General features: G+C 63.7%; 5 protein-coding genes and 1 pseudogene. 1 reads left to right on the top strand and 5 read right to left on the bottom strand.

The genetic code is table 11. From position 1 onward, the window contains the following. Positions 1-2 precede the first annotated feature (2 nt). Both ACEN8Q_RS01055 and ACEN8Q_RS01050 read right to left on the bottom strand, forming a co-directional pair. Positions 3-464: a GNAT family N-acetyltransferase gene (locus ACEN8Q_RS01055; RefSeq protein WP_413705459.1), complete on the bottom strand. Its 462-nt coding sequence runs from the start codon at positions 462-464 to the stop codon at positions 3-5. 50 nt (positions 465-514) lie between these two features. Further along, entirely contained in the window at positions 515-922 is a 408-nt protein-coding gene (locus ACEN8Q_RS01050; protein ID WP_413422561.1) for a VOC family protein, read from the bottom strand. Positions 923-1,426: 504 nt separating this feature from the next. Between ACEN8Q_RS01050 and ACEN8Q_RS01045 the strand changes: the two genes are divergently transcribed. Then, positions 1,427-1,747 (top strand): DUF6124 family protein, encoded by a 321-nt coding sequence (locus ACEN8Q_RS01045; RefSeq protein ID WP_413704333.1) that lies wholly within the window; start codon positions 1,427-1,429, stop codon positions 1,745-1,747. A 158-nt stretch (positions 1,748-1,905) separates the two neighbouring features. Here ACEN8Q_RS01045 and ACEN8Q_RS01040 read toward each other — a convergent pair whose 3' ends face one another. The 3 genes and pseudogenes from ACEN8Q_RS01040 to ACEN8Q_RS01030 all read right to left on the bottom strand — a co-directional run bounded on the left by ACEN8Q_RS01040 (position 1,906) and on the right by ACEN8Q_RS01030 (position 17,861). Next, complete coding sequence (locus ACEN8Q_RS01040) at positions 1,906-2,871, bottom strand: alpha/beta hydrolase (protein ID WP_413704332.1); 966 nt, start codon at positions 2,869-2,871, stop codon at positions 1,906-1,908. 93 nt (positions 2,872-2,964) lie between these two features. After that, positions 2,965-14,766: pseudogene (locus ACEN8Q_RS01035) on the bottom strand (amino acid adenylation domain-containing protein). Next, the gene (locus ACEN8Q_RS01030) at positions 14,763-17,861 is read right to left on the bottom strand and encodes a non-ribosomal peptide synthetase (RefSeq protein WP_413704331.1); all 3,099 of its coding nucleotides are present in this window, start codon (positions 17,859-17,861) and stop codon (positions 14,763-14,765) included. The pseudogene ACEN8Q_RS01035 and the gene ACEN8Q_RS01030 overlap by 4 nt, the downstream one beginning before the upstream one ends. Positions 17,862-17,866: the final 5 nt, after the last annotated feature.

Raw genomic sequence — 17,866 nt, 5'->3', positions numbered from 1 at the left:
TTCTATGGGACATCCACCAACGACTTCATATGCGTCGCAAAATCATCCTGTATCGGCCGGAACCCGCAGCGGAGGTAAAAGGCAGCGCCCTCGGGTGTGTCCGTGGACAGTCGCACAATGCGAAAATGCTCAGACGCCACTTCCAGCAGGTGCTGCACCAACGCTTTACCCACGTTCTGGCCCCTTGATGCACGTGCGACGTAGACCCGCCGTAATCGCCCTACATCCGGTTCGGCAAATGGGTCTGATGAAAGACCTCCTACGGCAATCAGCCGCCCGTTCCGGAACGCCCCGAAAAGGCACTCACCCTGCTGATCGAATCGATTGGCACCGCTTTCCCATTCCTCGATCAATCGGGAGAGGAACCTGAAGCCTTCGGCAACGGCCTGCGTTTCCAGCTCCCGGATTTGCGGTGTAATCCCTGAGATTTTAATAATTGCCAATGGGTCCGTTGACGTGACCACTTGCAGGTTACTGCCAGACTTGTCTGTGAGGTTCGCTCCGCACCCGGCTTTCAAGACTCACTCTCGGTAGCGTTTACGGGCGTGCACAGCTCAACCAGCGTTCCGTCAGGGCATCGAACGTAAGACACGGTTTGCCCCCAGGGCTTGGTAGTCGGAGCAGCGATTTCGCTGGCGCCTGCTTGAATCGCTTTGGCATGGGCCGCCGGGACATCCCCGGTCACCAGCCCGACTTCGATGCCTAACGGTTTGAGGGATGAGTGCGCCGGGACATGACCGGTGCTGAAGTTCGATGCGGCCAGTTCATCGGCGGCGAATGCCAGCGCGGTTTCGCCGGTTTCCAGTTCGCCATAGGTGCCAGACTCATGGATGAACCGAACGCTGAGCCCGAAGGCCGATGAGAAGAACTTGAGAGAGGCTTCTACATCCTTGACGTAGATGATCAGGTAGCCAAATTTCATGAACGAACATTCCTTGTCGTGCCAATCGAGCGGTGAATCTAGCAGTTTTTAGTTAAGTGTCGAGTGACATCAATCCGGACAGCCCATCTGATGTTTCCCGTTTATTTGTTCGAAACACAATCGGTGCAGAAATCAGATCGTCGCTGACAAACACCCGTCAGCAGCATTTGTTTAAGCGCCCTACAGGTTACTTCGTGAAAGCCACAACACCTTGCGTCGTTGCCTACAGGTACGCCAGAATCCGCCGGCTTGTGCGCCTTGGGGAGCCTCGGTAACTTGATTCGGGTCACTGATTGTCAGTGATCGGGTTTAGTAGCCCGTGGTTGTATCAGTACGGTGTAGAAGCGCTATCAGTCAGGCTTGCCTGAAATTGATGGTGGCTGTACGCAGGGCGCTTCGGCGCGCCGGTAAATGCTGATCTCCCCGGTCTACTAACCTGCGTCCAGCCGCCACCCTTCTTTTAGTAGAGAAGAATGAGCGGCTCCATTCAGGAGTAATCAGCTTATGTTCAAGGTCACACCCAATCCGCCGGATTCCGACCCGGCCTCCCCGCACGAAAGCCTCGATCACCACCTCAACCCGGGCCCCAACATCATGGCCACACCGCGCGCACCCTGCACGATGTTCATCGTCAATCCCGAACTAAGTACCGAAACCCTGCTGGTGCACGCCAGTGAGTCGCTAGCGTCGGCCAATGTCATGGCCAACGATCTGGTGGATCATCTGCAGGGGACAAGCCGCAATGCGCTGTTGGGGATTGCGCAGGTGATCATGCTGGGGGAACTGGCGGTGAATCGGGCGCTGGATCGGCTTGATCCGCCCTAGTTATCTGAGTCGGCGCAAAACAAACTGTAGGAGCGAGCTTGCTCGCGATGGATTCAAAGGCGCTGCGTTTAGCCAGTAAACACGCGTTATCGTTAACGACCATCGCGAGCAAGCTCGCTCCTACAGGGGGACGGCGTGGCTGATCACCACGCCACGCGTCAGGCCAGACTCTCGCCGATCTGCGCCGCCAGTTGCGCCAGCATCCCCGGCACTTCCTGGACCATTTCGCCCATGCGCGCAAAGTCGTGGGTCATGCCGGTCTTCACGTCCAGCACCACGGGTTGCCCCGCGGTACGCAGTTTCTCGGCCCAGGCCAGGCCTTCATCGAGCAACGGGTCGTACTCGGCCAGCCACAGGACGGTGGGTGTCAGACTATGCAAACGCTCGGCGTACAGCGGTGAAAAACGCCAGTCGCTGCGGTCGGCTTCGCTGCGTTGGTATTGCTGGTAGAACCACTCCAGCGTGGTGGCCTCCAGCAGATAGCCTTCGGCGAATCGCGCAAGAGACGGGCGTTTTTTTACCGCGTCGATCACCGGATACAGCAGCACTTGCAGACGCGGCACAAGCGGCCATCCCAATGGGTCATGGGCGATGGCGATACACAGCGATGCCACCAGACTGCCGCCGACGCTGTCCCCGGCCAGTGCGATCCGTCTCGCGTCCAGGCCCAACGCTTTGGCGCCGGTAATCGCCAGCCAACGGGCGATGTCTTCGGCGTCGTTGAAAGCCGTTGGAAAACGGTGTTCAGGTGCCAGCCGATAATCTGCCGACAACACGGCAAACTCCCCTGCCAGCGCCAGACGCCGGCACAGGGTGTCGTGGGAATCGAGGCTGCCCACCACGTACCCGCCGCCATGCAAGTACAACAGCACCGGGCGCGGCTCGTTGCCCGGTTGCGGTCTGGCGTACAGCCGCGCGTTGAGCATATGCCCGTCCCGCGCCGTAATGCTGAGCGCAGATACCGTCAGCGCCCCTGCCGGAGCCGCATCGAGAAGCTGTGACGTCTGTTCGAATTGCTGCCGCGCTTCGCTCGGGCTCAGCTCATGCATGGGTTGGCTTTTGCCGCTGAGGCGGCCGAACTCGGCCAGCTCTAGAAATCCCTCGATGTCCGGGTGCAGTGCCATGGGCGGTAGTCTCCAAAAATAAACAGGCTCGCCCAATAAACGAACCGTGAGGACCGTTCATTAGGGCGAGCCTGTTTTTGTCGCGGGCAAGCCCTAGAGCTGCGGTACCACCTCCCGGCCAAGCAGCGCCACCACGGCGTCCAGGCATTCGTCCTGTTGCAGGATATCGAAGTGGCCCGCCGTTACAGTCTGCACCTTGCGCAGCCGTGGTTGCTGACGCTCCAGGGTCGCGCGTTCGGCAGTCGGGTTGCCATCGGCCCACCAGCAATGCAGCTCGGCCTGGGGAATCGGCAAGGTCTCGACCTGCCGCGACAGCGCCTTCAAGCGCGTGCTGACCATGAACGTCTGGGCCAACTCATCGGCACCGAGCAGCGCGTACCCGCTGGCCTGATCACTTTCGCTGTCGATCACCGCGCGAATGATCCGCGCCACCGCGTCGTGGTCTCCCGCCGACTCACCACGCAACGCCCGGTCAATCACCTCGCCATCCATACCCAACGTTGCACCCAGGAATTCGCCCAGATCCACTCGCCACTCATCCGGGCTGGCGACGGCATTGGCCTGGGTTGGCACAAAACTGTCCACCAGGCCGACGAATGCCACCCGCTGGCCTTGCTGTTCGAACAAATCACTCACCAGCAACGCCAACGTCCCGCCCAGCGACCAGCCCAGCACGTGGTACGGCCCCTGAGGTTGCCGGGCGCGGATCGCCTCGACGTAGTCGGCGGCCATCTGCGCAAGCGAGGTGTCGTGCCACTGCCGGTCGAGCAGCATCCGGCATTGCACGCCGTACACCGTGCGCTCGCCATCCAGGCGCCGGGCCAATGGCTCGTAATCGAACACCGTGCCGAAACCGGCGTGCAGGCAGAACAGCGGCGGCTGATCATCGACCACCTGATTGAGCAACAGCAGCGGTTGCGGGCGCTGCCGCAGCGGCTGCTCATCGACACCGGACAGCCCGGCAATCGTCGGCCTGGCCATCATGTCGCGCAGTTTCAACTGGAAGCCCGGCTGATTCAGGGCACGGACTTTCGAGATCACCTTGAGGGTGCGCAGCGAATCGCCACCCAACTCGAAGAAGTTGTCGGTGATACCGACCTTGTCGATGCCCAGCACCTGTTGCCAGATGTCCGCCAACGCCCATTCCAGTGGCGTGCGCGGTGCCACGTAGTCACGGCCGGTGAAGGCCGGATCCGGCAAGGCCTTGCGGTCGAGCTTGCCGTTGGGGGTCAACGGGAAGCACGGCAGCACCACGACCTGGGTCGGCACCATGTAGTCGGGTAGGCTCTCGCGCAATGCCGCCTGGCAACGCGGGCCGAGGCCCTCGTCCTCAGCCGCCACCACATAGCCCACCAGTTGCGGCCCCTGCCCGTTGTCACGCACCACCACCAGCGCATCGTTGACCCCGGCCTGCTCGCGCAAGCGCGCTTCGATTTCGCCCAGCTCGATGCGGAAGCCGCGCACCTTGACCTGATGGTCGATACGCCCGACGTAATCGAACACGCCATCCTCGCGGTGGCGCACCAGGTCGCCGGTGCGGTACAGGCGCCCGCCTTCGGTGCTGAAAGGATCGGCGACGAAGCGCTCGGCGCTCAGCCACGGGTGACGATGGTAGCCGCGCGCGACACCCCGTCCGCCAATGTACAGCTCACCGACCATGCCCACCGGCAGCGGGTTGAGGTCCATGTCCAGCACGTGCAGGCTGCGGCTACCGACGCGTTGGCCAATCGGCGCGTACATCGCCTGGCAATGGCCGTCGGCGGCGATTTTCCACAGCAGCGGCGTGACCACGGTTTCAGTCGGCCCGTAGCCGTTGACCAGGTATTGCGGCTTGAGCCTGTGTTTGACCCGCTCGAACGTCGCGTCCGGCACCGCATCGCCACCGAAGCAATAGATGCGCACCGGCGGCGGCTCACCGCCCTGCAATTCGGCGTGCTCGGCCAGTTGCAGCAGGTACGCCGGCGGGAAGCAGGCGACGCTGATGCGCTGGCGGTGCAGCACGGCCAGGGTCTGTTCGGCGGTCCACAAGGTGTTGTCGCGGATCACCAGGGTGGAACCGCTGATCAGCGCGGTGATCCAGCGTTCATGGGCGCCATCGAAGGCGAACGACATGAAATGCAGTTCGCGATTGTCCGGGTCCATTTCGTACAGCTCGGCGATGGCTTGCACGTGCATGCTCAATGGCCCGTGGGCCACGGCGACGCTTTTCGGTTTGCCGGTCGAACCGGAGGTGTAGATCAGGTAGGCCAATTGCTCGGCGTGCACAGTGCGTTGCGGCGTCGGCACGTCGATGTCGAGGTCCAGGCGGTCCACCGCGACCATGGCCGTGCCGGGATCAAGCTGCGCCGAATCGCGCAGCCGTTCCTGGGTCAGCAGCAAGCGCATGTCGCTGTCGGCCATCATGTAGCGCAGGCGTTCCTGCGGGTATTGCGGGTCCAGCGGCACATAGGCGGCACCGCACTTCATCACCGCCAACAGCGACACCACCAGCTCCAGCGAACGCTCCATGAACACGCCGATCACGTCTTCGGCCTGCACGCCTTGTTCCAGCAGATGCACCGCCAAAGCATCGGAGCGCCGGTCCAGCTCGGCGTAGCTCAAGTGTTCGGCATCGCGGTCGGCATGGCTCAGGACCAGCGCCGTGTGATCCGGTTGTCGGCGCGCACGCTGACGGATCAGCTCGTGCACCGGCGTCTCGTCACCGTCGGCCACTACCGGCCGTTCGCCGTCCAGCGCCCGGCCTTCGTCCAGGGTCAACAGGCCCAGCTCGCCGACGGCGCGTCCGGCGTTGTCACACAGGCGCTGCAGCAGGCTTTCCATGTGGCTGCGCAGGATTTCGACGGTCGCCAGATCGAACTGATCGCGCTGGTGCATGTACTCGATGCGCAGCCCCTCGTCGAGGCTGACCATCAGGTCCATGGCAAAGCTGGTCAGGCCGAAGTCGCTGACGTCTTCGAAGCGCAGCGAGTCGCCGTTCCATTCGCGCAGGGTGCGGTCCACCGGCTGGTTTTCGAAGACGATGATGCTGTCGAACAACGCCTGCCCGCCCTGCCCGGCTCAGCGCTGGATATCGCTGAGCGGTGTTTGCTGGAAGTCGCGGATGTCGAGGTTATAGGCCTGGATCTCGCGCAGCCAGTCACCGACGTTCATGTCGGTCGGCACCGTGTTGACCACCGGCAAGGTGTTGATGAACAACCCGAGCATGTTTTCCGAGCCGTTGAGGGTTTCCGGACGTCCGGACACGGTGGCGCCGAACGTCACCGTGCGCTGGCCGGTGTAGCGCTGCAACAGCAACAGCCACGCGGCTTGCACCAAGGTGTTGAGCGTCACTTGCTGTTGCTGGGCAAAGGCCTGCAATCCTGCGGTCTGCCCGGCACTCAGATGCGTATAGATCGCGTGGTAACCCGCTTGCGGCGCCTTGACCGGCAAGGCGCGGGCCAGATGCGTGGCGCCTTCGAGGTTACTGAGTTTGCCTTTCCAGAACGCCTCGCTGGCCTCCGCTGCTTGCTGACCGAGCCAGTCGATGTAGTCGCGATAAGCGGCCACCGGCTCGTGCTCATCACCACGGTAATGGCGCAGCACTTCACCGATCAGGCGCGACACGCTCCAGCCGTCCATGAGGATGTGGTGGTAGGTCCAGATCAGGCGATAGCGGTCGTCTTCCATACGCACCAGCAACAGGCGCAGCAAGGGTGCACGGTTCAGCGAGAAGCCGCGTTCGCGTTCCTCCCGGGCCAGTTGGCGGACGCGCCCAGGCTGATCATCCAGCCCGCGCCAGTCCAGTTCGGTCAACAGCGAAGGCGCATCGCGCCGCACCACTTGCAGCGGCTCCTTATCGCCTTCCCAGAGGAATGCGGTGCGCAGAATTGCATGACGGCGGGCGGCATCGGCCCAGGCTTCACGGAAGCGCGTACCGTCAACGCCGCGCACGCCCACTTCGATCTGGTTGACGTAGAGCCCCGATTCGCCGTCCTGCACCGAGTGAAACAGCATGCCTTGCTGCATCGGCGACAGCGGATAGACGTCTTCGACTTCGTCCGCCGTCAAATCCAGCGCTTGATACTGCGCGTCACTCAGCTCGATTTTCGCTGCCGGTGCAACCAACGCCAGCCCGGTTTCATCCGCCACGACCGGTTGGGCCACCGTAGCCAGCTCGGCCAGGGTCGGATGGCTGAACACGTCCTTGGGGGAAATGCTCAAACCGGCCTTGCGTGCGCGGCTGACGGCCTGGATCGAGACGATAGAGTCGCCGCCCAGTTCGAAGAAGTTGTCGTGCATGCCCACCAGCGGCACTTCGAACAACGCTTGCCACACCCCTTGCAACGTCGATTCCACGGTATTGCGCGGCGCGACGTACTCGCGCACTTGCTGGTCCGGTTGTGGCAGCGCGCGGCGGTCAAGCTTGCCGTTGGGCGTGACCGGCAACTGATCGAGCAGCAGCACGTGGCTCGGCTGCATGTGTTCGGGCAGCGCCTGACGCAGATGTTGTTTGAGTGGCTCGATGGCGGCATCACCTACGACATAGGCCACCAACTGTTTGGATTTGCCGACATCGAGGGCGATCACCACCGCTTCGCGCACCGACGGATGCTCCAGCAGGCAGGCTTCGATTTCCCCCAGCTCGATACGCAGGCCGCGGATCTTCACTTGATGGTCGATGCGCCCGACGTATTCGATCACGCCGTCTTTGCGGTAACGCGCCAGGTCGCCGGTGCGGTACAGGCGCCCACCCTGCTCGCCAAACGGGCTGGCGACGAAGCGTTCGGCGGTCAGGTCCGGACGCTTGTGATAACCACGAGCCAGGCCGATGCCGCCCAGGTACAGCTCACCGACGCAGCCCGCCACTTGCGGTTGCAGGCTGTCGTCGAGGATGTAGGTCACCAGGTTGGCAATCGGCTGGCCGATCGGCACGCTGATGCCGCCGTCGTCGACGCAGGTCCAATGGGTCACGTCGATGGCCGCTTCGGTCGGGCCATACAGGTTGTACAGGCCAACGTTCGGCAGCACTTGGAACAGGCTGCGCTGCAAATCCGCCGACAACGCTTCGCCGCTGCACAGGATCTGGCGCAGGCTGACGCACCGTTCGAAACCTTCGCCCTGGACAAACGCCTGCAACATCGACGGCACGAAATGCAGGGTGCTGACCCGGTACTGCTCGATCAGGCTGACCAGTTGCGCCGGATCGCGATGGGCACCCGGTTCGGCCACGACCAGGCGCGCGCCGGTCATCAACGGCCAGAAGAACTCCCAGACCGACACGTCGAAACTGAACGGGGTTTTCTGCAGCACGGTGTCGCGTCCGTCCAGCGGATAGGCGCCCTGCATCCACGCCAGACGGTTGTACAAGGCATCGTGACGGTTGGCCGCGCCCTTGGGTTTCCCCGTGGAGCCAGAGGTGTAGATCATGTAGGCCAGCGATTGCAACTCGACCACGCAGGGCAGGTTTTCTTCGCTCAGGCCATCGAGCAATCCGCCCAGGTCGTCGAGACAAATCGCCGTGGTGGCGGCCGGAATCGGCAACTGCGCAAGCAGATGACGCTGGGTCAACAGCAAGTGCACGCCACTGTCGTCGAACATGTGCTCCAGGCGTTCGCGTGGGTAGTCCGGGTCCAGCGGCACGTAGGCGCCACCGGCCTTCATGATTGCCAGCAGACCGATGACCAGCTCCAGCGAACGTTCGGCCGCGATACCCACCAACACCTCGGCGCCCACACCCTGGCTGCGCAGCAGGTGCGCCAGGCGGTTGGCCCGTTGGTTGAGCTCGCGATAACTCAGGGGCTGGCCGGCAAACACCAGGGCCGGGGCGTCCGGGGTTTGCAGTACCTGGGCTTCGAAGCACTGGTAGACCGGGCGCACATCCGCCCAGCTCCGCGCAGTGCGGTTGAAGCCTTCGACCTGCTGCGCGGTTTGCGCGGCATCGAGCAGGCTCAAGCGCCCCAATGGCTGTTGCGGTGCACTGACCATGGCATCGAGCAACGCAACCAAACGTGTGCCCAGACCTTCGATTGCCTCGGCGCTGAACAGCGCCGTGTCGTAGTTGAAACGCAGGTCCAGGCAGTCGCCCAGCTCGGCGGCAATCGCCAAGGGGAAACTGGTCTGGTCGTGATGAGTGATCCCGGAGAATTTCAACGCGCTACTGTTGCCCTCCTCCAGCGCTTGCGCCACCGGGTAGTTTTCGAACACCAGAAGGGTGTCGAACAGCGCCTCGCCGGAGTGACCGGCCCAGCGCTGCACGTCCGCCAGCGGTGTGTATTCGACTTCGCGCAACCGCAGGTTGAGCGCCTGGACTTCATCGATCCATTGGCTGACCGTGCGCTCGGGGTGCGGTGTGGCGATCACCGGCAAGGTGTTGATGAACAGACCGATCTGCTGCTCGATGCCTTGCAATTCGCTCGGGCGCCCCGACACCGTGGCGCCGAACGCCACGGTTGGCTGCCCGGTGTGGCGCTGCAATATCAACAGCCATGCCGCTTGCAGCAGGGTGTTGGGCGTGACGCGGGCCTGGCGGGCAAACCCGTTCAGACGCTCGGTGGCCGCGCGGCCCAGGCTCAGGTGCAGGGTGCGATGACCACCCTGCCCTGCAACCGACCCCGGCAAGGCACCGGCCAATCGCGTTGGCTCGGTGAACGACTGCAATTGCTCCAGCCAGAAGGCTTCGCACGCGGCACGGTCGCGAGTCCCCAGCCACGCCATGTAATCGCGGTAACGGCCAACACCCGGCGCGGGCAGGACGCCGGAGTAGCGCTGCAGCACTTCACCGAACAACTGCGAGGTGCTCCAGCCGTCCAGCAGGATGTGGTGGTTGGTGAAGATCAGGTGATGGTTGTCACCGGCAGTCTGCACCAGGGTCAGGCGCAGCAACGGCGCCGCCGTCAGGTCGAAACCGCGCAGGCGGTCATCCTCGGCCAGACGCTCCAGCGCCTGGGGCAGATCAGGCCGGTCGCGCCAGTCGAGCACGGTCAGCGGCAACGTGGCGTCGGCCAGGATCACTTGCAGCGGTCGCGAGCCATTGCTCTCGCTGAAGAACGCCGCGCGCAGCACTTCATGACGCTCCAGCGTCTGCTGCCAGGCATTGCGGAAGGCCTCGACGTCCAGCCCCTGCACATCCACGCGCATTTGCGGGACGTAGGCACCGGCATCCGGGGCGAACAGGCTGTGGAACAACATGCCCTGTTGCATAGGCGACAACGGCAGGATGTCTTCGATCTGGCTGGCCGCCAGCGGCAAGGCATCCAGTTGCACCTGATCGACGTGCACCAGCGGCACGTCGCTCGGGGTCAACCCGCCGGCACCGCTGAGGCAATGTTCGATCAGCTGTTGCAGTTCAGCGGTGTAGGCATCGGCCAGGCGCTGCACCGTTTGCGGTTTGAACACTTCGCTGCTGAAGGTCCAGCTCAGGCGCAGTTGCCCGGCATACACCTGGCCGTTGATGCTCAGGCCCCGGTCCAGTTCGGCCGACGCGCCCTGCTCGGCGCCACCGCTTTCCCTGGCCGGACGCCACGGCGCCTGCTCGTCGAAGCTGGCGTCGAACTGGCCCATGTAGTTGAAGGTGACTTGGGGTGACGGCAAATCCTCAAGGCCGGCATCGGCCAGATAACGCAGTATGCCGAAGCCGATGCCTTTGTCGGGCACGGCGCGCAGCTGTTCCTTGACGGCCTTGATGCTGCCGGCCAGATCGCCAGCCGGGGTGAGTTTCACCGGAAAAATCGAGGTGAACCAGCCCAGGGTGCGGGTCAGGTCGATGTCGTCGAACAGGTCTTCGCGGCCGTGGCCTTCCAATTTTACCAGCGTCGACGATTGACCGGTCCATTGGCCCAGCACCCGCGCCAGGGCGGCCAGCAACAAATCGTTGACCTGGGTACGGTAGGCCGCCGGAGCGTCTTGCAGCAGTTGGCGGGTGAAGGTGCTGTCGAGCACGGTTTCCACGCTTACCGCGTGCTGGCTGGCCAGGCTGCCGTCGGGGTTGTCGGCGGCCAGCTGCAGCACTACGTCATGGTATTGGGCTTGCCAGTAAGCGGCTTGCGTCGCCAGTTCCGAGCTGCGGGCATGCCGCTGCAAACGCGCGGCCCAGGCCTGATAGGCGCTGGTCTTGGCCGGCAGGCGCAGCGGCTCGGCCTGACGTGCTTGAGCATAAGCGGCTTGCAGGTCTTCAAGCAGCAGACGCCAGGACACGCCGTCCACCATCAGGTGGTGCACCACCAGCAGCAGGCGCTGGCCTGCGGCGCCCATGTCCACCAGCAAGGCACGCAACAGCGGGCCGTTCTGCAAGCTCAGGCTGGCTTGCGCGGCGTTGCACAGTTCAAGCAGCTCATCGGCGTTTGCCGCCTGACGCTGCCACAGCACCTCAGCGCTGCTCCATTGTTCGGCTTGGGCCTGATGCCACACGCCGTCGACCTGATGAAAACGCAAACGCAGGGCATCGTGATGCTCCAGCAACGCCGCCAGCGCTTGTTGCAGGCAGCCGCTGTCCAGCGGCTCGCGCAATTCCAGCAATACCGACTGGTTCCAGTGATTGCGAGCCTCGATTGGCTGCTCGAAGAACCAGTGCTGGATCGGCGTCAGCAGCACCTCGCCGCGTACCGGCCCCTGATCGATGACCAGCCCGGCACTGCGTACCGCGACCTTCGCCAGGCTCTGCACGGTCTGGTGCTGGAACAGATCGCGCGGGGTGATGCGGATCCCGGCCTGACGGGCGCGGCTGACCACCTGGATCGAGATGATCGAGTCGCCGCCCAGTTCGAAGAAGTTGTCGTCGATGCCGACGCGCTCGAGCCTGAGCACGTCTTGCCAGATCGCCGCCAACCCGGTTTGCAGTTCATCCATCGGCGCCGTGTAAGCCTGCTGCAGCAGCACCGCGTCGGGCTTGGGCAATGCACCGCGATCGAGTTTGCCGTTGCTGGTCAGCGGCCAGTGATCGAGTTTGATCAGGTGCGCCGGCACCATGTAGTCCGGCAAACCGGCCTGCAAATGTTCGCGCAGGGACTGGCGCAGATCGCTGTCGTTGTGGCTAACCGTGAACCACGCGACCAGTTGCGGGCTGCCATTGACCTCAGGTGCCAACACCAATGCTTGCTCGATGGCCGGATGGCTTTGCAGGCGGTCCTGGATTTCCCCCAGCTCGATGCGAAAGCCACGGATCTTCACCTGATGGTCGATACGCCCGGCGTACTCGATGCTGCCATCGGCGCAGTAACGCGCCAGATCGCCGGTTCGATACAGACGCGCGCCCGACTCGGCGGCGAACAGGTCCGGCACAAACCGCGTGGCGGTCAGATCGGCACGCTGGTGATAACCCCGGGCCAGGCCGGCGCCGCCAACGTAAAGCTCACCAACGCAGCCCTTGGCCACCGGGTTCAGGCGCGGGTCGAGCACGTACCAGCGCAGGTCGCCGATCGGTTCCCCCAGCGGCGAGCTGTTGGCGCCATCAAGGTCAGCGCGGGACAGCGGTCGCCAGGTCACGTGCACCGTGGTTTCGGTGATGCCATACATGTTGATCAGCAACGGCTGCCGGTCGTCGAAGGCGTCGTACCACGGACGCAGGCTGGCCACGTCCAGCGCCTCGCCCCCAAACACCACATAACGCAGGGCCATGTGTGGCGCGTTGGCGCAGGCGAACGGCATCAGTTGACGGAAGGCCGAAGGGGTCTGGTTGAGTACCGTGACACCCTCATCACTGAGTAAACGCGCGAAGTCCTCCGGGGAGCGGCTGACCGCGTGGGGCACCACCACCAGCTTGCCGCCGTAGAACAACGCGCCAAAGATTTCCCACACGGAAAAGTCGAAGGCATAGGAGTGGAACAGGCTCCAGACATCGTCCGCGTTGAAACCGAACCAGTGCTCGGTGGCGCTGAACAGGCGCGTCAGGTTGCTGTGGGGCAGCAGCGTACCTTTGGGTTTGCCGGTGGAACCGGAGGTGTAGATGACGTAGGCCAGGTTCGCGGGAACGGTGAGGTTGGGCAGGTTGTCGGCACTGGCTTCCAACAGCCAGTCGCTGGCGTGATCGAGGCAGATCACCTCAACGCCCTGGTTCAACGGCAGGCGCGGCATCAGTGCCGAATCGGTCAGCAACAGGCGCGTGCCGCTGTCGGCGAGCATCCAGGCCAGGCGATCCTGCGGGTACTCTGGGTCCAGCGGCACATAGGCGCCACCGGCCTTGAGAATCGCCAGCAGGCTGACAATCATCTCCAGCGAACGCTCCAGAGCGATGCCCACCAACACGTCCGGGCCGACGCCGCGCTCGCGCAGACGATGGGCGATGCGGTTGGCGCGGCTGTTCAGTTCGGCGTAAGTGAGGGTGATGCCGAAGCAGGTCACGGCAATGTTGTGCGGGTGCGCGGCGGCCTGGGCTTCGATCAGTTGATGGGCACACAACAGGTTCGCCTGATCGCCGCTCAACACCGCACTGCGATTCCAGTCCAGCAAGGTGGCCTGCTGCTCGGCGGCGTCGAGCATGGACAGGTCCGCGAGGGCAACCGTGCTGTCAGTGCAAATCGCCTGCAACAGGTTCAGCCAGTGCCGGCCGAGACGCTCGATGGTCGAGGCGTCGAACAGTTCGGTGGCGTAGACGAATGACGCATGGATGCCCGCGTCACCCTCGACGGTGTCGAGCATCAGGTCGAACTTGGTGGTTTTCTCATCCCAGATCAGCGGTTCGACGCTCAGCCCCGGCAAGTCCCAGCGTTGCACACCGCCGCTGTCGCGCTGGTGGTTGAACATCACCTGGAACAGCGGCGTGTGGCTCAGGCTGCGTTCGACGCCCAGGCCATCGACCAGTTGCTCGAACGGCAGGTCCTGATGGGCCTGCGCTCCGAGTGCCGCGGCCTTGATCTCGGCCAGCAATTGCACGAATGGCTGGTCGGCCCGGGGCTGGCTGCGCAGCACTTGGGTGTTGACGAAAAAGCCCAGCAGATTTTCCACGTCCTGGCGGGTGCGGTTGGCAATCGGCACGCCGACGCGAATGTCCTGTTCATCGCTGTAGCGATGCAACAACGTCTGCAACGCGGCCATCAGCACCATGAACAGGGTGCAGCCTTCACGACGGGCAAGCTCACGCAATTGAGCGGTCAGTGCGGCGGTGATTTCCAGCTCGACGCTGGCACCCTGCTGGCTCGGGATCGCCGGGCGACGACGGTCGGTCGGCAGGTTCAGTGGCGGGTGTTCATTACCCAGTTGCCGGCGCCAATAGTCGAGCTGGCGCTCAGCCTCGCCCGCCTCCAGCCACAGGCGCTGCCAGCGGGCGAAGTCGGAGTATTGAATGTCCAGCTCCGGCAGCTGCGCGGCCTGCCCGGCACTCAATTGCCCGTAGAGTTGGGTGAATTCCTGCAACAGGATCGGCAGCGAGCCGCCATCGGTGACGATGTGGTGCAAGGTCAGCACCAGTACATGTTGCTGCGCATCGAGGCGAATCAGGCGGCAACGCATCAACGGGCCGTGCTGCAGGTCGAACGGCTGCCCGGCGTTCAGGCCGATCTGCCGTTGCAGTTCGAAGTCGTCGGCAGCAGTGACCTCGACCAGCGGGGTGTCCATCTGCGGATGAATCTTTTGCAGCACCTGCCGGTCATCGAAGATAAAGGTGGTGCGCAACACCTCATGACGTTGCACCAGTGTCACCAGGGTTTGCGCCAGCGCATCGCGGTTCAGCTCGCCGCTCAGGCGGAAGGCACCGGTCAGGTTGTAGGCGGTGGCCTGGGGCTGCATCTGCCAGAGGAACCACAAGCGCTGCTGCGCGTAGGACGCTGGCAGCGTGTCGACGGCGCGGTCCCGTGGCGGAATCGGCAGCAGTTCAAGGGTCAGTCCCTGAGCGTGCATCTTCTGTTGCAACGCACGCCGGGCGTCCGTGCTCAAGCCACAGAATCGCTGGGCCAGGGTCATCATTCTGTCCGGTGCGGCACTCATTGCGCGTGTTCCTCATCCACTTCGTCGAACAACGCTTCGAGGGCGTCTACAGCGTTTTCCGGGTGTTCACTTTGCTGACGGAACTGCTCGATCTGCGCCGCCAGACGTTCCAGGGTGTCACCGTCGAAAAACAGCTTGAGCGGGATCGCCAGGTTCAGCTCTTCCTGAATCCGTGCACGAATGCGCGTGGCCAACAGTGAGTGCCCGCCGAGTTCGAAGAAGTTGTCGTGCACGCCGACGCGCTCGACGTGCAGCGATTCGGCCCAGATCGCCGCGAGGCTTTTCTCCAGTTCGTTGCGCGGCGCGACGAAGGCGCTGCGGCGCACGTCGAGATCGAGCAAGGCCTGGCGGTTGAGTTTGCCGTTGGGCATCAGCGGGAAACGCTCCAGCACCTGCAAGCGCGCCGGCTGCATGTGCTCGGGCAGAGCCTCGGCCAGGTGGCTGCGCAACTCGTTGAGGCGGATGTCGGCGGTGTCGGCCGGGGACACCGCAAAGCCCAACAGCTGCGGGCCGGTCGGGGTTTGGTCGGCAATCACGGCGGCGTCCTCGATACCCGGCGCACTGCGCATGGCCGCTTCGATCTCGCCCAACTCGATGCGGAAACCACGGATTTTCACCTGGTGGTCGACCCGGCCCAGATACTCCAGCACGCCATCGGCGCGATAGCGCGCCAGGTCGCCGGTGCGGTACAGGCGCTGGCCCGTGCTCGCGGTGAATGAGTCCGGAACAAAGCGCTCGGCCGTCAGCGTGGCGCGCTGCAGATAACCCCGGGCAATGCCGGTACCACCGACATACAACTCGCCTTCGACGCCCACGGCCACCGGTTGCAGGTCCGGGCCGAGCACGTGGATGCGCATGCCGGCAATCGGCTGGCCGATGGGAATGCTGTCGTCGTCATTGCCCAGGGGCAGTTCCCAGGCCGAACACCACACGGTGCCTTCGGTCGGGCCGTATTCGTTGACCAGCGCCACCCCCGGCAGTGCCTCGCGATGTCGCTGCACCAGCGCATTGCTGCACGCTTCGCCAGCGACAATCACACAGGCAAGGGCCTGGCGGTCGAGGTGTTCGAGAATCTGCGCGTGGTAGGACGGCAAGGTCAGGTAGTGGGAGACCTCTTCGCGCTGGATCAACTCGGCCAGTCGCGCCGGGTCCTTGTAGCTGTCTTCGTCCGGCAGGCACAGGGTCGCGCCCTGCCCCAGCGCCCAGAAAACCCCGGCCACCGAGCTGTCGAAGGAGAACGACGAGAGCATCAGAAACCCGCGCAGCGGCTGGCGATAGAAGGCGTTACGCGCCAGGGTCGAGGCCACGGCGTTGGCATGACTGATCATCACCCCTTTGGGTTTGCCGGTGGAGCCGGAGGTGTAGATGACATAGGCCAGATTGGCACTGTCGCCTTGTGGCTCAGGCCGGGTTTGCGCGGCAGTCCAGACCTCGGCCCCCGGCATCAGTGAAATGTTCTGCTCGCGACCCAGTGCGTCCGGCAGCGGTTGGCAGGCCAGCACATGGCGTGCAGCGGTATCGGCCAGCATGAATGCCAGGCGCTCGATCGGGTAGTTCGGGTCCAGCGGCAAGTACGCAGCACCGGCCTTGAGCGTGCCCAACATCGCAATGACGATTTCCAGCGAGCGCTGGCCGTAGACTGCCACGATCTGGTCCGGCGCCACACCTTGGCCGCGCAAGGCATTGGCCACCTGGTTGGAGCGCGCATCCAGCTCGGCAAAGGTCAGGCGCTGGCCGTTGACACTCAGGGCAATGCGCTGCGGATGCAGCCGCGCCTGTTCGCTGAACAACTCGTGGAGGAAGCGGCACGGCAATGCCTGCGCGGTGGCGTTCGGATTGAAGCCATCGATCAATCGGGTTCGTTGCGCAGCACTCACCAGCTCAGCCTGACCCAGGGTCAGTTCGGGTGACGCCAATAGCTGGCGGCTGAACTCGACAAACTGCTCCAGCCATTCGGCCATCATCGACTCGGGCAGTGCACCGTCAAGACACGACAACTGCAACTGATCACCCTGCACTCGCAGGCGCAGGACTTCAGGGTTGCCGTCGTCCACCTCGATAGCGCTTTCAATGGCCGCCTGATAGACGAAGCCGTAACGCAACGGCGCGGCTCCCTCTGCGCTCAGTTCGAACTCGTTGAGGCAATCGAGCCACGACAACGACTGTTCGACGCTGGCGGCAAAGGCTGCCATTGCTTGCGCCAGCGTCTGCTGGCTACGGTGCTCGAACGACACCGGCAAACGCCGGGCGAAACGGCCAAGAGTGGTGGCGGTTTGCTCGTTGCGACCGTCCACCTGCCAGCCCATCAGGCCTTTTTCCTGTTGGCCGATGCGGGCGACAAATGCACTCCACAGCAGCAACGCCACTTGCTGCGCCTCGACCTTCAGGTCAGCCGCCAGCCGTTGCACCTCAGCGAGCCAATGGGCGTCGGTGTGTATGGCCAGACAGCGGGCCAGGGAAACCTCGACGGTTTTTTCGAACGGCAAGCGATGGGCCACGGCGAACTGCTGTTGCAGGTTGCGCCAGAACGCCGCGCCCTGGTGGCCGATGTCTTCTTCACGCAGCTCTTCCTGCCACGCGCTGTAGTCCAGGTATTGCAGTGCATCCTCGTCGTCGGCCAGGGTTTCGCCGCGCAACAGGCTGGCCAGTTCGGCCGACAGCACCCGCAGAGAGGCCTCGTCGAAGCTGCATGCCGGGGTCAGCAGGGTGATGAAATGCTGCCCTGCTTCGCCTTCGACCGGCGCCACCACCAGCCCTTGATTCGAATCTTCAACCATGACTTCACGGCTGCGGCTCAAGGCCTCGGCCACCGAAGGCTGGTTGCCCAGCAGCGTGACCGGCAGCGCATCGCACAGGCTCTGCACCGGCCATTTCATGCCCGGCAGACGGCGGTACACCGTACGCAGAATTTCATGGCGCCGGCCGAGTGTTTCCACGGCTCTGCACAACACCTGAGCTTCCACCGGCCTGGCGAGCGGCAATGTCAGTGCGGCGAACAGCGGCCGGGCACCCAGCTCCTGGGCACGCAAATAAAAGGCCTGCTGGGCCGAAGTCTGGAATACGTCTACCGAGGGTTCGAGGGCGGTGGTGTTCATGTCGG

Source organism: Pseudomonas sp. Pseusp16, assembly GCF_047324915.1.
Lineage (GTDB): Bacteria > Pseudomonadota > Gammaproteobacteria > Pseudomonadales > Pseudomonadaceae > Aquipseudomonas > Aquipseudomonas fluorescens_CD.
Note: the sequence above shows the minus strand (reverse complement) of the source record. Positions and strands in the feature narration are given on the sequence as shown.

What these genes read in the sequence shown, in the direction of transcription:
- ACEN8Q_RS01050 (WP_413422561.1), bottom strand. Translation starts at nt 922, where the DNA reads ATGAAATTTGGCTACCTGATCATCTACGTCAAGGATGTAGAAGCCTCT.
- ACEN8Q_RS01045 (WP_413704333.1), top strand. Translation starts at nt 1,427, where the DNA reads ATGTTCAAGGTCACACCCAATCCGCCGGATTCCGACCCGGCCTCCCCG.
- ACEN8Q_RS01040 (WP_413704332.1), bottom strand. Translation starts at nt 2,871, where the DNA reads ATGGCACTGCACCCGGACATCGAGGGATTTCTAGAGCTGGCCGAGTTC.
- ACEN8Q_RS01030 (WP_413704331.1), bottom strand. Translation starts at nt 17,861, where the DNA reads ATGAACACCACCGCCCTCGAACCCTCGGTAGACGTATTCCAGACTTCG.